Here is a 15,902-nt window from a genome sequence, read left to right as displayed (position 1 = left end):
AATTTTGTCTGATATGAATTTTTAACTGACCTTTTATAATAAGAAATATAAGAAACTAAAATAATTGATTTGTTCAATCACTACAAAGGAGTGGCAGAAATTGAAGAAGAATGGTTTTTGGCACGAAATAAAAAAGAACAAAGTACTTTATGCCATGTTCTTACCAGTAGCAATTTACTACATTCTGTTTGCCTACATACCAATGGGTGGAATTGTTCTTGCTTTTAAAGAGTTCAACTATCGAGATGGAATACTTTTCAGTCCATGGAACGGCTTCAAAAACTTTGAGTATTTCTTTGCTTCGGGCAGAGCTTGGCTTGTCACAAAAAACACTATTCTTTACAACTTAGCTTTTTTAGCTGCATACACAGTATTTTCAGTTGCGTGCGCAATTTTTATAGCTGAGCTTGCAGGTAAGATATTTAAAAAGTTCATCCAGTCTGTCATGTTTTTACCGTATTTTGTATCGTGGGTTGTTGTAGCAGCCATGATGTATAACTTTTTCAACTATGATTATGGTCTTATTAACACCTTGATAAAAAACCTTGGTGGTGAGCCTATAGATATCTACTCAAATCCTACTTACTGGTATTTCCTTTTGCCAATGTTATATGTATGGAAATGGGTAGGTTACGGAAGCGTTTTATATCTTGCAGCTATAATGGGATTTGACGAAGAGTGTTATGAGGCAGCAATAATTGATGGCGCAAATATCTTCCAGAGAATCTTTTATATCACAATCCCGATGTTAAAACCGACAATGATAATATTGATTTTGCTTGCACTTGGAAGAATTTTGCGTGGCGAGTTTGATATGTTTTATCAGATAATAGGTAATAACGGTCTTTTGCTTGACTATACAGATATCATAGACACTCTTGTGTTCAGAAGTCTCATGCAGGTTCAGGATATTGGGATGGCGTCAGCAGCAGGTGCTTATCAGTCTGTGCTGTGCTTTGTAATTATAATGTTTGTCAACTGGCTTGTCAGAAGATATGACAAAGACTATGCACTGTTCTAAATCTTGACTTAAAAGGGGAGAGAACATTGAGAAAGGGTAAGGATTATATCCTCTTTAACATTATTGGATATATATTTATAACAATAATCGGGCTATTTACCTTCATACCTTTTGTTGTGCTTGTGGTAAGTTCGTTTGCTTCAGAAAACTATATTATAAACCACGGTTACACTTTGATTCCACGAGAATTTTCACTCAGTGCATACAAGCTCATTTTCCAAAATCCTCAAAGAATTTTCAGAGCTTATTTGGTAACCATTATAGTAACAAGTGTTGGCACAAGTTTGTCGTTGTTTCTTTCCACAATGGCTGCGTATGTTATGTACAGAAAAGATGTAAAATATAGAAATACATTGGCTTTCTTCCTATACTTCACAACACTTTTTAACGGTGGCCTTGCTCCGTACTATATAATATTAGCAAATTACTATCATTTAAAAAACAATGTACTTGTTCTCATACTTGTGCCACTTTTCAATGTATTTTACATTTTAATCTTGCGCAACTTTATTAGAGGTTCTATTCCAGACTCTTTGATAGAGTCAGCAAAAATTGACGGCGCAGGAGATTTTACAATATTCTTAAGAATTGTTTTGCCACTTTCAAAACCAGCTTTGGCATCTATTGGACTTTTTATAGCTCTTAATTACTGGAACGATTGGTGGACACCGATGATGTTCATCGAAAAACAGAGCTTGTATCCTTTGCAGTATACGCTGTATTTAATCCTGTCAAGTGTCAATGTTGCGGCAAATATTCTACAAAATGTTGTGCGAATAGACATGCCCAAAGAATCTTTAAAACTTGCAATGACAGTTGTTGCAACAGGTCCAATAATTTTCTTGTACCCGTTTGTTCAAAGGTATTTTGTCAGAGGTATTACACTTGGTGCTGTAAAAGGCTAAAAATGATATCAACAGGTATTTTTTGTAATGCCTGTTGATATAGATTAAAATGAATCAGGGAGGTTGATTGTATGATGAAAAAGAACTTCAGGCTTTTAGTGCTCATCTTGACGGTATGTTTTGTATTTTCAACCATTTTAGTTTCAATGTTTGCGGTTGGTTTTGGTGCACAAACAAAAGCGAAAAGAACTGCACCCGGTTTTGACCCGAGCATTGATGTATCAAAACCTGTCAAGATTGTTGGTTATCTTTTGGGTGATGCACCAGCTGAATTTCCAAACGTTATGAAAGAGCTTAACAAAAAACTTCAAAAAGATATCAACGCAACAATGGAGATTAACTACATTGGATGGGGAGATTTGAACTACAAATATCCACTTATTTTGGCATCAGGAGAGAATGTTGATTGGATGTATGCAGCAAATTGGTGTTTCTACTTCCAGGAAGCTGCAAAAGGTGGATTTAAGGAACTTACAATGGATATGATCAAAAAATACATGCCAAGACATTACAAAGCAACACCTTCTGTTGCATGGCAGGAAGCAAAGGTAAAAGGGAAAATCTACATGATTCCGACTGCAACACCCGACAGAAAAGCTGATGTTGTAATTTTGAGAGGAGATTTGAGAGAAAAATATAAGCTGCCACCAATCAAAAAATACAATGATATAGAGCCGTTTCTTGCTGCAGTAAAGAAAAATGAAAAAGGCATGATGCCAATGAACTTGGACAACCAGTATGATTTGAACTCAGTTATGTGGAGACTTTTGGTTGAAAAAACAGATTACTTAGAAGATGTTGCAAGAGTTTCAACAGGTGGAACAGGTCTTTTCACAACCATATACGACACTAAACCAAAAGTTTACTATATAATGGACAAAGAAATTTTGCCTGCTTTCAAAGAAGCAGCCAAGAAAGTAAAATCATGGTACGACAAAGGATACATCAATAGAAATGCTTATGCTAATAAGGTGAGAAGCAAAGATGCTTTTGACCAAGGAAAATCGGCAGTTGCGTTTGGAAATAGCCAAGACATCCAGTCCAATCTTGCAAATGCAAAAGCTAAAGGTTGGAAGGTTGAGATTATTCCAATATTTGATAAAAGAGGTCACAGACCAGCAGACCCATATATAAATAATGGCGTTGCTCTTGTTGCAAAGACAAAAAACGCAGAGAGAACACTTATGGCACTTGACCTTATTATGGAAGAAAAGTCTTACAACTATCTTGTATACTTTGGAATTCAAGGCAAGAACTATATAATCAAAAACAACAAAATTGACTTACCAAAAGGTGTTACACCAGATAACAACACTTATCCGCCAGATGCTGCAGGGTTCTGGTTCACAAATAAAGACCAGTTCTTACCACTTGCAAGCTGGGATGATAACTACATTGCACTAAGAAACACAATCAAGAAGGCGCTTGTAAGCTCACCACTATCTTCATTCTCACTTGACCAGACAAAGGTAAAAACTGAGATTGCAAACCTAAACAGCGTTATGACACAGTATTACAATCCAATCTGTTTGGGTATGGTAAAGAATGTGGATGAAGCTTTTGCAACACTTGACAAAAAGCTCAAAGCAGCAGGTGTTGACAAGGTCAAAGCTGAAGCGCTAAGACAGCTTGAGCAATACTTCAAGGAGAGAAATCAGTAAATTTATAGAATAGTTTTTTGAAAAAGAAAGAGGCTACCAGTGCTCAAGAGATGGGTGTGTTTTGCTGGTAGCCTCTACACTAATTAAGTTAGAAAAAAGAGCATAAAGAAGTTTTATTAATTAAATTATAGAGTAGCTTATTGTGAAATGCAAATTTTTGAGGTAGATTCTTGCCTTATTTTAAACAACAATAAAGGAGTGAAACAAAAAATGAAAAGAACATTTGCTATTTTTGTATTCTTCATTTTTGTCATTTCTTTTGCTTTTCCTTTGTTGCCAACCAAGGTCTTTGCACAGAGTTCAGCTCAGGTAAAGAAGCAAATTGGGATAAAAGTTGACCCAATTGGTCCTAATATAGCTGTAGGCAAAAATATTTTTTCTGACAGTGAAGCCCCAACACATCAGGCAACCCTTGCAAATGACGGTGATGAGACTACTTTTTGGAGTGCACAGGATGCAGGCATTCATTGGCTGAAGATTGATTTGGGAGATGTTTATAAAGACCTTTTTGCAACCGAAATAGTTTTTAATGGTAATGGGAGCTATCAGTATAAAATTGAATATTCAATAGATGACAATAGGTGGACAGTATTAGTAGACAAATCAAACAATACTGACACTTCACAAACACAGTATGACAAGTTCATACCATCTGCCTCAGGGATAAGATATATCCGTGTCACAATCACCTCAACACCAAACAATCAGCCAGCTTCAATAAAGGAGCTGAGAGTATACAAAATGGTTGGTGATACTTTCATAAAGGGCGCAGATGTATCAATGCTAAAACAAATAGAAGATTGTGGCGGTAAGTTCTATTTGAACGGAGTCCAGATGGATGCACTTGAGATTTTGAAATATTTTGGAGTTAACTGGATAAGGCTTAGAATATGGAATGATCCAAAAGATGTCAATGGTAATCCATTGGGAGGTGGAAATTGCAGTGCAGAGAATATGCTGGAAATTGCAAAAAGAGCAAAAGCTTTAGGTATAAAACTTTTGCTTGATTTTCATTATAGTGACTTTTGGGCAGACCCGGGAAAGCAAGACAAACCAAAAGCATGGGCAAATCTTTCATTTGACCAGCTAAAACAGGCAGTTTACCAGTATACTTATGACGTCATAAAAATGTACAAAGATCAAGGTGCACTTCCTGACATGGTTCAGGTTGGAAATGAGGTTAATGGCGGTATGCTCTGGCCGGACGGAAAAACATGGGGCGAAGATGCTGGAGGATATGACAATTTTGCAGAGCTTCTAAAGGCAGGGATTAGAGGTGTAAAAGATGCAGCTGGGGCGGATAATCAGGTAAAGATTATGATTCACCTTGCAAATGGCGGGGACAATGAATTATACAGAAGAGTATTTGACAATTTGACCCAGCGCGATGTTAAGTTTGATGTAATTGGACTTTCATATTACCCATACTGGCATGGAAAGCTTAGTGATTTAATCTACAATATGAATGATATTAGCAAAAGATATAACAAAGAGGTAGTTATTGCAGAAACAGCGTATGCATACACTTTAGAAAATGGAGATGGACTGAATAATATCTTTGGCACAAGGGAAGCTGCAACAGCCTGGTATGAGCCATCAGTCCAAAATCAAGCACTGGTTATTAGAAACATTGCAAACGCTGTAGCACAAGTTCCAGATGGCAAAGGACTTGGCATATTCTATTGGGAGCCTGATTGGATACCAGTTGAAGGTGCTGGATGGAAGACAGGTGAAGGAAATGGATGGGATAACCAAGCTATGTTTGATTTTAATGGAAATGCTTTGGATTCTCTGTATGTGTTCAAGATGCTCAATAACATCATGATTGTAGGTTATAAACCAATTGTTGTTGGAACAACTCCAGGTGAGATGCCAAAACTTCCTGTTAAAATCACAGCCATTTTGAGCAATGGTCTTACAAAAGAGGTTGATGTCACATGGGACGGTATTGATCCGTCAAAATATACTCAAGCTGGTAGCTTTGAAGTTTACGGGCATGTTGAAGGAAGTGAGGTTACACCTGTTGCAAAAGTAAAAGTAGCTAATCTAATACAAAATTCTGGATTTGAAGAAGATTTAACTGGCTGGAACATAGAAGGGCAGACTGGAGCTGCAAATGCAAACAGCAACGCCCCTGTCCGTTCAGGTAATAAGAAATTAAATATTTGGTATAACTCACCATACAATCTTGTAATATCTCAGACAATTACAGGCTTAGGGCAAGGCAAGTATACATTTAAAGCATGGTTTGTTAACACTGGTAGTGCTCAAAAACGTGATATTGTAATAAAGGATTATGGTGGACAGGAGATAAGAATGCAAATTCCACAGTCAGCTTCATGGGATGCTTGGACACCTGCTGAAATAAATGATATTAGTGTGACAACAGGAAAGTGCACAATTTCATTTGAAATTACTGCTGATTCAGGTTTCTGGTGTGCAATAGACGATGTTCTGTTCTATCGCCAGGACCCAGATATCGAAAAGAATATAGTGAGCATTCAAAGATTAGATATTACAACAGAGGTAGGGCAAAAGCCACAGCTTCCGCCAACTGTCATGGTGGTTTATGATGATGATACATCCTCTGAGGCAAGTGTTACATGGGAAGCTATTGATGAGAGTAAATACTCAGCGATTGGTGAATTTACTGTGACTGGTACTGTAGAAGGCACGACTCTAAAAGCATATGCCAAAGTCAAAGTTATCAACAGCAAAAACCTTATAAAAAATTACAGTTTTGAAGAAGGACTAAAGTATTGGATAAGTGAAGGAAATACAAATGCAGTCAAAACTGAAAGTGGTGGGCATTCTGGGACAGCGCAGCTTACTCACTGGAGTGACAAACCTTACAAGGTGGTCACATATCAAACAATTGAAAATATACCAAATGGTATATACATCTTCAGAGCCTTTGCAAATGGTGGCGGCGGTCAGAATGCTAACTACTTGTTTGTAAAAGACTATGGCGGGGAAGAACTGAGAATAAATATGCCAACCAAATGGGTTGCTGAATGGCATAGAATGGTAATTGCTAACATTAAGGTTACCACTGGACGCGTTACAATAGGGCTTTATTCAGATTCAGAGAATGCAGGAGGGACATGGTGCAACCTTGACGATGTAGAATTTTTCAAGGTTGCTGACAGGGAATTTGAAATTTCAAATGCAAGCATGCAAAAAGATAAAGGACTTATTGCAAGTGTTACGGTAAAACAATCAGAAGGTATTCAGCACGATAGCAGAGAAGTTGTGGTGTTTGAACTATTAAAAGGGACAACTCCTGTTTCAGTTGTTGCTGTTGAAAAGGATGTAGTAGAAGCTGAAGATTTTAAGGCCTATTTTAATGTAAGTGATTATCTGAGCACTGACTACAGGGTAAAAGTATTTGTATTTGACAAATTTGACACAAGCCTTTCTGTTCCAAATAGTCTTGCTGAGCCTGTTGATCTTCGATGAGGTTTTAACCGCCCGGCAACTATTTTTAGTGGTTGCCGGGCAGATTTTAAAGGTTTTATAAGGCTATAATCCTAAAAGGAGGATTTTAGTAATGGAAAAAAGAACAAGGATTGTTTCAAGTATATTGTTAGTTTTTGTGTTATTAGTCCCTTTATTGTCTATAGGATATTCTGCCCAAGAAGTTATTTTAAATTCCATACCTGATAAAAGTCCAGGTGAAGACGTTGTAATTTCTGGACAAACAGTGTTTGATGAGATTGTTATCAAAGTGTTGAGACCAAATTCTACCATACTTTATATAAATACAGTGAAGGGGAAAAACTTCAGTGACAAATTTACTTTACCAGCAGACTCGCCTGAGGGTACTTACACGGTTGTGGCAGGTAAAGGTTCTATTGTCGATATAAAAACTTTCAATGTAGTAAGGAAACAACCATCTTTACCTACTTCGTCTCCTGAGATTTTAATCCCTAATTTCAATGAAGCTAAAAGGCAGGTAGGTGCGCAATCATCTCAAAAGGAAGATATTAAACAAAGTGATAAAGAGGCTTTGCCTGAAATTACGATTGACAATAATGGGATAATTAGGCCCAAAATATCTCAGCTGTCAGAGGGAAGATTAGACGTTAGATTAGATGAGTCTTTAGTACAAAAAGCACTGCAGATGCAGGTGTCAAAAAACAAAATTTTAACGTTGGATCTAAAAAACAGCAAGCCTTTAGTACAGTACAATATTGTGCTTCCATCGAAAGTATTTACAACTTCTTTTGATGTGCATGAAGTTTTAATTGATACAGATGAATTAGATTTGAAACTTCCAGCTGACCTATTAAAGGAAAAGAATATAGACAAGAATAAGCAAATAGAGATATTGATAAAAAAAGTAGAAAATTCTAATATACCTTCAGAGATTCGCGCGGCAGTTGGGAAAAGACCAATATATGAAATTGGGTTTTATCAAGATTTGAAAAAGGTGAATGTTGAAAGACCTACAAATTCTATAAAAATATCTATTGCTTATACTCCTGGAGTAGAAGAGCTGAGCGGTATTGAAAACTTGGTTTTATTTCATATAAATGATGATGGGAAAGTAGAGATTGTATCAAATAGCAAATATGTTGCTAATTCTAAACGTATGGTTGCGAATGTGAACAGTTTTAGCAAATTTGCAGTGGGATATATTAGCAAAAAATTTGACGACTTGAAGAATTATTCGTGGGCTGAAAAAGCTGTATCTTCGCTGGCCACGAGAAATATAATAAGTGGTGTTGACCAAAATAGTTTTAGACCCCAAGAATATATAAAGCGTGGAGAGTTTGTCAAGTGGCTGGTAAATGTTCTTGGCCTTGATGCTCAGTATTCTTCGAACTTTGAAGATGTTAAAAAAGATAGCAGCTACTGGCGTGAAGTTGCAATTGCAAAAGCACTTGGTATTGTAAAAGGTTATGCAAATAAATTTAAACCAGAAGATTATATAACAAGGCAAGATATGATGGTACTTGTACAAAGAGCATTGGAGGTTGCAAACAAACCAATTGTAAAAATAAAAAGTAACCTTGCAACTAAATTTTCTGATTCGTCTGATATATCTACGTATGCTCAAGATAGTGTTTCTGTTTTGGTTGCAAATGATTTAATAAAAGGAAATAATAAAAATCAAATACTGCCGCGAAAGTTTGCAAATCGTGCAGAAGCTGCTCAGCTTTTGTTCAGGATATTTTTCAAATGGGAATAAAAAATAAACTTTACAACTTTTCTATACGGCAGTCTTCCAGTGTGTGGAGACTGCTATTTTTATTTACTTTTCATAAATTCAAGTCTTTAATTTATTCAAATTGCAGCATATTGACAATTTTAATAAAAAGATATATAATCATTACAAAGTTAAGGCAAACCTTTGCATTCATAAAAGACATTTTAGAGTTTCGGGTTTATTATTTGTTGCGTTGTTTCAAAAAAACTAATTAAATTAACTAGGAGGTAGGAAAGATGGTGAAATATTTTGAGAGCAAACGTTTTATAAGCCTTTTGATGGTGGTCCTATTTATTGCTACTCTAATTTTTCCAATTTCTATTCTGGGGGCAGATGAAAAAACAACTCTCATCATTCACTACTACAGGTACAATGAAGACTATCAGGGTTGGAATTTGTGGATATGGCCTGTTGAGCCAGTTGGTGCAGAAGGCAAAGCTTATGAGTTTACTTCCAAGGATGACTTTGGAGTAAAAGCAGTAGTTGAACTTCCTGGGAAAGTAACAAAAGTAGGTATCATAGTTAGAAAAGGTAACTGGGAAGCAAAAGATGTTGCCGTTGACAGGTTCATCTCAGGAATCAGCGGTTCAAAAGAGGTTTGGCTGATAGAAGGTGAAGAGCAAATCTATACATCTCAGCCCCAGAAAACTCCGAAAATGACAGCTTTTGTTGATGGTCTTAATACGATCGTTGTAAGGCTTGCAAAGAAAGCAGACATTCTTTCGAATAATAAAACTCAAGGTTTTAAAGTGACAGCTTTTTATGATGAAGTTCCTATCAAAAAGGTTGAACCAGTTTTGCCGAAGATAAACAAGAATTTTAAACCAGAGGATGCAGGGTATGAGCTAATTGATGGCGGCACAAAAGTGAGATTTATATTAAAACCTGGTGCAGGTGATTTTAAATTTACAGACACATCTGGCAAGCTTGAGGTATATGTCTCTGGAACTATGAACGACTGGGGCGGAACGGCTTCTTCTGAAGGAAAGTACAAACCACTTCCTGCATGGAAAATGACATGGAATGCACAGAAAGGTTACTATGAACTTGTCAAAGAGCTTGGCAAAGACGGCGTTGTAATTGGTGCTAAGTTCAAGTTCACATCATGGGATGGTACATCTGCAAAGTGGTATCCAGATGGAATGGGAAATGACAAAGTAATTGAGGAGCTTTACACAGGTAATGAAAAGATAACAAAAGTTGACACCTTTAAGATTACAACTGAAGATGAATTAGAACCACAAGTTCCTTATGTTGTGTCAAAGGATGGTTTCAAACCAACAGTTGCTCAGGCAAGAAATATTTTAGACAATCCAAAGTACTACTACAAAGGCAATGATTTAGGATGCACCTATACAAAAGCTTATTCAACATTCAGATTGTGGGCTCCAACAGCAATTGGAGTTATATTGAGACTCTACGACGATTATAAGACTACAAAATACAAAGAGTATGAAATGCAGCAGTCGGTAAACGGAACATGGTATCTTAAGATAAATGGAGATTTGAAAGGTAAATACTACCAATATGAAGTTTGGCATGCTTCTAACTCTATAACCGACGATACAATCAGAAAATATGTTGTGCCAGACCCATATTCAAGAGCAACATCTGCAAATTCTGAAAGGACTTTAATCTTTGATCCCAAGGATACAAACCCTGTTGGCTGGGAAAAAGATACTTTTGTGACGCTAAAAAACCAAGAGGACGCAATAATTTATGAGACGCACGTAAGAGACTTCACAATAGATGATTCAAGTGGTGTAAGGCCAGAGTTTAGAGGCAAATACTTAGGCTTTACCCAAACAGGGACAAAAGGACCAAATGGCGTAAAAACAGGTATTGACCATTTGAAAGAGCTTGGTATAACTCATGTACATCTTCTTCCAACATATGACTTTGGTTCGGTGGATGAAACAAATCCTGATAAAGGCTATAACTGGGGTTATGACCCTGTTTTATATCAAAACGTTGAAGGTTCATATGCTACAAATCCAAATACAATTGCAAGAATTAAAGAGTACAAACAAATGGTCATGGCACTGCACAAGGCTGGGATAGGCATCATTCAGGATGTTGTTTTTAATCACACGTTTCAGATAGGTGATGCAAAATTCTCAATATTCGACAAGATAGTACCAGGATACTTCTACAGAAAAGACAAAGATGGTAACTATTCTAATGCATCAGGTTGTGGTAACGAAGTTGCAACAGAAAAGCCAATGGTAAGAAAATTTATAATTGATACCTTGACATACCTCACAAGAGAATATCACATAGATGGTTTTAGATTTGACTTAATGGCAGCAATAGACAGAGTTACAATGGCAAAAGCTCAAGAAGAGATAAGAAAGATAAATCCGTCGGCAGTTATCTATGGCGAGGGATGGCTTGCAGGGTCAACACCACTTGATAGCTCACTTAGAATGGAAATAGGCTCATTTAATCAGGCAGGCCTTCACATAGGACTTTTTAACGACAGAATAAGAGAAGCAATAAGAGGTAACCTTGACAATGAATCTAAGGGATTCATGCAAGGAAACTACTCATTTAGGCTTGAAGACCTCAAAAGAGGCATTCAGGGTGGACTTGGTGATTTTGCTGCAGACCCGGATGAATGCATAAACTATGTTTCGGCACATGACAACCTAACTCTTTGGGATAAACTTCAAAAGAGTGTGCCAAATGAACCAGATTACATCAAGGATAAAATGGGCAGACTTGCGAATGCAATTGTTTTGACAGCACAGGGTGTTCCATTCTTGCATGGTGGAGTTGAATTCAACCGAACAAAATATATGAATCATAACTCATACAATGCGGGCGATAAAATTAATAAGTACAACTGGAACCTTAAAGTAAAGTGGTACAACACTTTCAAGTACTATCAGGGTCTGATTGCACTAAGAAAGGCTCATCCGGCCTTCAGAATGACAACTGCAGAAGACATACAGAAATATCTTACATTTATCCAAACACCGAAAGGAACATTAGGATTCAGACTCACATATCCAAAAGATACATGGAATGACATTATAGTTGTTTACAACTCAACAAAGAAAGTACAAGAGGTCACACTGCCAGAAGGGAACTGGGTAGTTGTTGCAAATGGAGATGAAGTTGGCACAACACCAATTAAGAATCTTACAAACTTTGTTGCTGGCAAAGCATTGGTTGCACCAATTTCTATGTTTGTTGCATACAAGAGCAATGAATTTCCACAAGGTTTTGCTAAGGTAACCGGTAAGGACCCTGTATCATTAGAAAGCTCAAGTACAGTAGCAGTTCCAAAAGTTTATGGTAATGGAAATATTGAAGTCACATTTAAAGTAAAGGTACCAGCTGGGACAGATGATGATGTTATCTATTTGGCAGGTTCGTTTGGGAAAGCTGGACTTTCTGATTGGAATCCAGGAGATAAGGATGGAGCAATAGAACTTGTAAGATTGCAAGATGGGACATATACTGTGACTGTTAAACTTAACGCAGGTGAAACATTCGAATATAAATACACAAGAGGTAGCTGGTCTACAGTCGAGAAAGGTGCAAATAAAGAAGAGATAGAGAATAGGAAACTAACAGTTAAAGATGAAGGCAGCGGAAAGATGATAGTCAGCGATACAGTTTTGAACTGGGCTGATAAATAAAGCAAGATTATTTGCCTACCTTGCACACCATCCAATCTCTAAGTGAGATGGATAGGTGTGCAGGGTTGGGTATTCACCCCTAAAACCAAAATAAATAGAAGGAGGTCAAGAGAAGGATGAGAATGCTATTAAAAAGGTCTCTTGCTCTGCTGGTAAGTATTTTTTTTGTATTTTCGTTGGTTTTAAGTATTTTTCCACAGCAAGCAAGAGCACAAGATACCATAAAAATTGTAGGTAGCTGGCAAGATGCTGGTAACTGGAATTTTGACAGCTCTAATATTGTTTTGAGTGAAACCTCAACTCCGGGACTTTATTATGGTGAGTATACTTTTAAAACTGGTGGTTCTTATGAGTTCAAAGCAGTTATAAATGGTAGTATATGGTGTACAGGCGCTCCAAAAGTAGCAGATAATAATACTAACATACCTCTTAATGTTACAGATGGTCAGACAGTTAAGTTTTGGTTTTTCAAAAATTCTCAGCTTGTAATTGACAGTACTCATTTTCCCAATGGACCTGAGAGTTTAGTAGGGCAAAATTCTTTTAAATTTGTAGGAGTAAATAATGAATGGAACCCTAATGATGGTAAATATCAATTTGTAAAAGTGCCAGATGCCACATATACCTATGTATATGATAATACTTCCAATGATTTCTCGATTCCATGGGGATTTAAGATTGTAATAGGTGGTTTTGGGAACCTATCATGGGCATGGAATGGTGCAAAAGAAGGTTCAGTTGTTAAATTTAAAGACGGTGGAGATAATATTGACCTGACAGAATTTAAAGAATCTAATGGTAATCTTCTCAAAACAAAATTTTACCTTGATATCCTAAACGGCTGGCTCTTTACCGAAAAAGATTTGACAAACATCCGACCAGTGGATTTTGCAAATAACAGCTCTGTAATTGGTGGAAGTTCAGTTCACCTTGCATGGGCACCATATACACCAAATGCAAATCCTCTGTTAGCCAAGCTTTACTACAAAATAATTGATGTGAGCAATAATAGCGAGTTGGTAAGCCTGAGTGATTACAGCACGAACAACAAAATAGATATTCCGAGAGAGTGGATAGGAAAGACAGTTAAAATTGTTGCAAATGCCAAGATAGGTGAAATAACAGGACCTAATGTTGAGTTTACATTGAATGTTGTTGATTTACCCCAAAACTTAATAGTTGAGACAGCTAACTATATCACGTATACCTCTATAGATGAAACATTTTTAAATCTGGCTCAAGGTGATACAATTCAAAGCATAACTTCAAATTTCTCAGTTGTTACTTCATACGTCTATAATGTCGTGTACGAAGGGAATAGTTACCCATTAACATTTAATATTGACTGGGAGAGCAGCAATTCGTCTATATTAGCAATAAATGGAAATGCAGTTACAGTTACAAGGCCAACCCAAGGTGACCTTCAGGTTGAATTGAGAGCAAGAGCAAGGTTTGGTGCTGTTTTAGCAGATGGACAGAAAATATTTACTCTTACAATAAAGAAATTCCTATTAGGAGTAGATGGTGGAATACCTGTTACGTTTAATGTGACAGTTCCAGATTATACTCCTGCTAATGACAATATTTATATTGCTGGAGATTTTAAAACTGACAAACTACCAAAATGGGATCCTTCAGGAATTAAATTAACAAAAGTTGGAGAGAAAAAATATAGTGTAACAATGTATCTTCCACCGAATGTAACAATTGAATATAAATATACCCGCGGAAGTTGGTCAAAAGTAGAAAAGGATGCATTTGGCAATGAAATATCAAATAGAGTTCTGCAGATAAATACTCAGGCTGTGACGAAAAATGATGTAGTTGAAGCATTTGCAGACCTTGAAGCAGTCAAGCAAGGTCTTCCGACAGTGAATCTGGTCATCAATGTTCCTCAACAGACCGTAATTGATACAGGTGATGGTGGAAAGGTAATAAAAGCAGAAGGTGGTGCTATTTCAGTTCCAAATGCTAAGAATATTGTTTTGATAGATAGTCGAAGTGCATTAAATGCTATTATTAAAGGAGAAAATTATACTGTAGCCGTAAAAAGCTCTCAACAAACTTATCCTCTGGTAAGTATTGAAAAACGAGCAGTAGAGAGTTTAAAGCAAAAAGGTGCAAAGAATATAGAGGTTAAATATTCTGATACATCAGTCTTTGTGGATATATACAATTCGGCTCCAAGTGATATTCAAGTTCAGGCCTTCCAAGTACCAAAAGAGAAAATAAAGATAGAAGAGTCAAAGCTTTTAACAGGTGTAGATGATTACACAAATATAAAGATTTTTAGTATGAGGAACTTTAAAATAGTACGTGGAGAAGAAGTTGATAAATCTAATAATGCAATCTACGTGTTCAAGCTCAGTTCACCAATTGATGATGGTGTTGTACCTGTTACATTCAATGACAATGGAATAACACCAATAAAGGACTTCTATATAGAAGGCGAATATGTCATAGTAAAGGGCAAAGGTAGTCAAACAATAGGTTTTGCTAAAGTTGAAAAGAAGTTCAGTGATGTTGACTCAATTGAAAATAGTGTAGCTACTCTTGTGAGTCTTGGCATAGTTCAAGGCGATAATGAAAATTGCCTCAATCTTGACAAGTTTGTCTCACGTGCTGAGCTGGCAGCATTGCTTGGCAGAACTTTTGACCTATCTCAGAAGTACTACAGGGGTTATTTTGCTGATATTTCGAAGTACAATTGGTATGCACCATATGTAGAAGCACTAAAAGAAAATGGCATTTTAGATGGATATAATAATAAGTTTAATCCTAATGGTCTTGTCACAAGAGAACAGCTTTCTAAAATTGCTGTTAATATTGCTGAAAAATATGTAAGTGAAACATTACAGAAGAAAGATATAGCTGATTTGGAGAAAGCGTCGGGATGGGCAAAAGAATATATTCAAAAAGCCTTGGCATATAAAGTTATGGATGTAGATGATCAGGGCAATTTCAGACCACAGGACTATGCAACAAGAAATGAAGTTTTCACTACACTTTATAACCTGATAGTGTTGAGAAACAAAGGTTTAAAGAATTATATAACATCTGATTTAAAACCCTTGGGTGTTGAAGTAACGTTTAAAGTTAAAGTTCCACAAAATACACCGGATGATAACATTCATATTGCTGGAACCTTCAGTTCAATTGGGTACAGCGATTGGAATCCGTCTGATAACAATTTGAAGCTTTCAAAGAATGCAGATGGTACTTATTCAATCACAATGTATATTCCTGAAGGAACAACCATTGAGTACAAATACGTCAGAGGCGAGTGGAGCAAGGTAGAAAAAGGGCCAAATGGTGAGGAATTATCAAATAGAAGTGTAACAATCAAAAAAGGAACAGATAACAAAATGCTCATTGAAGATACTGTTTCTAAGTGGGCAGATAAATAGAGCAATATTTTGTGATTTTTTAGAGATAGGATTGAGAGGTACCTCTCAA

At 36.6% G+C, this 15,902-nt stretch carries 7 protein-coding genes; all 7 read left to right on the top strand.

Translation table 11 applies throughout. From position 1 onward, the window contains the following. Nucleotides 1–100: 100 nt before the first annotated feature. The 7 genes from CaldiYA01_RS09250 (at nucleotide 101) to CaldiYA01_RS09220 (ending at nucleotide 15,853) form a co-directional block, all read left to right on the top strand. On the top strand, nucleotides 101–1,021 hold the full coding sequence (locus CaldiYA01_RS09250) for an ABC transporter permease (protein WP_207179047.1): 921 nt from the start codon (nucleotides 101–103) through the stop codon (nucleotides 1,019–1,021). A 26-nt stretch (nucleotides 1,022–1,047) separates the two neighbouring features. Further along, on the top strand, nucleotides 1,048–1,926 hold the full coding sequence (locus tag CaldiYA01_RS09245) for a carbohydrate ABC transporter permease (protein ID WP_207179045.1): 879 nt from the start codon (nucleotides 1,048–1,050) through the stop codon (nucleotides 1,924–1,926). A 71-nt stretch (nucleotides 1,927–1,997) separates the two neighbouring features. After that, on the top strand, nucleotides 1,998–3,587 hold the full coding sequence (locus CaldiYA01_RS09240; protein WP_238480515.1) for an ABC transporter substrate-binding protein: 1,590 nt from the start codon (nucleotides 1,998–2,000) through the stop codon (nucleotides 3,585–3,587). 210 nt (nucleotides 3,588–3,797) lie between these two features. Continuing rightward, on the top strand, nucleotides 3,798–7,046 hold the full coding sequence (locus CaldiYA01_RS09235) for a glycosyl hydrolase 53 family protein (protein WP_207179042.1): 3,249 nt from the start codon (nucleotides 3,798–3,800) through the stop codon (nucleotides 7,044–7,046). A 91-nt stretch (nucleotides 7,047–7,137) separates the two neighbouring features. Further along, entirely contained in the window at nucleotides 7,138–8,781 is a 1,644-nt protein-coding gene (locus CaldiYA01_RS09230; RefSeq protein WP_207179040.1) for an S-layer homology domain-containing protein, read from the top strand. 254 nt (nucleotides 8,782–9,035) lie between these two features. Continuing rightward, the gene (gene pulA / locus CaldiYA01_RS09225) at nucleotides 9,036–12,446 is read left to right on the top strand and encodes a type I pullulanase (RefSeq protein WP_207179038.1); all 3,411 of its coding nucleotides are present in this window, start codon (nucleotides 9,036–9,038) and stop codon (nucleotides 12,444–12,446) included. A 116-nt stretch (nucleotides 12,447–12,562) separates the two neighbouring features. After that, entirely contained in the window at nucleotides 12,563–15,853 is a 3,291-nt protein-coding gene (locus CaldiYA01_RS09220; RefSeq protein WP_207179036.1) for an S-layer homology domain-containing protein, read from the top strand. The last annotated feature ends 49 nt before the right edge of the window (nucleotides 15,854–15,902 follow it).

This window comes from Caldicellulosiruptor diazotrophicus, assembly GCF_017347585.1.
In the GTDB taxonomy this organism is placed as follows: Bacteria; Bacillota; Thermoanaerobacteria; order Caldicellulosiruptorales; family Caldicellulosiruptoraceae; genus Caldicellulosiruptor; species Caldicellulosiruptor diazotrophicus.
Note: the sequence above shows the minus strand (reverse complement) of the source record. Positions and strands in the feature narration are given on the sequence as shown.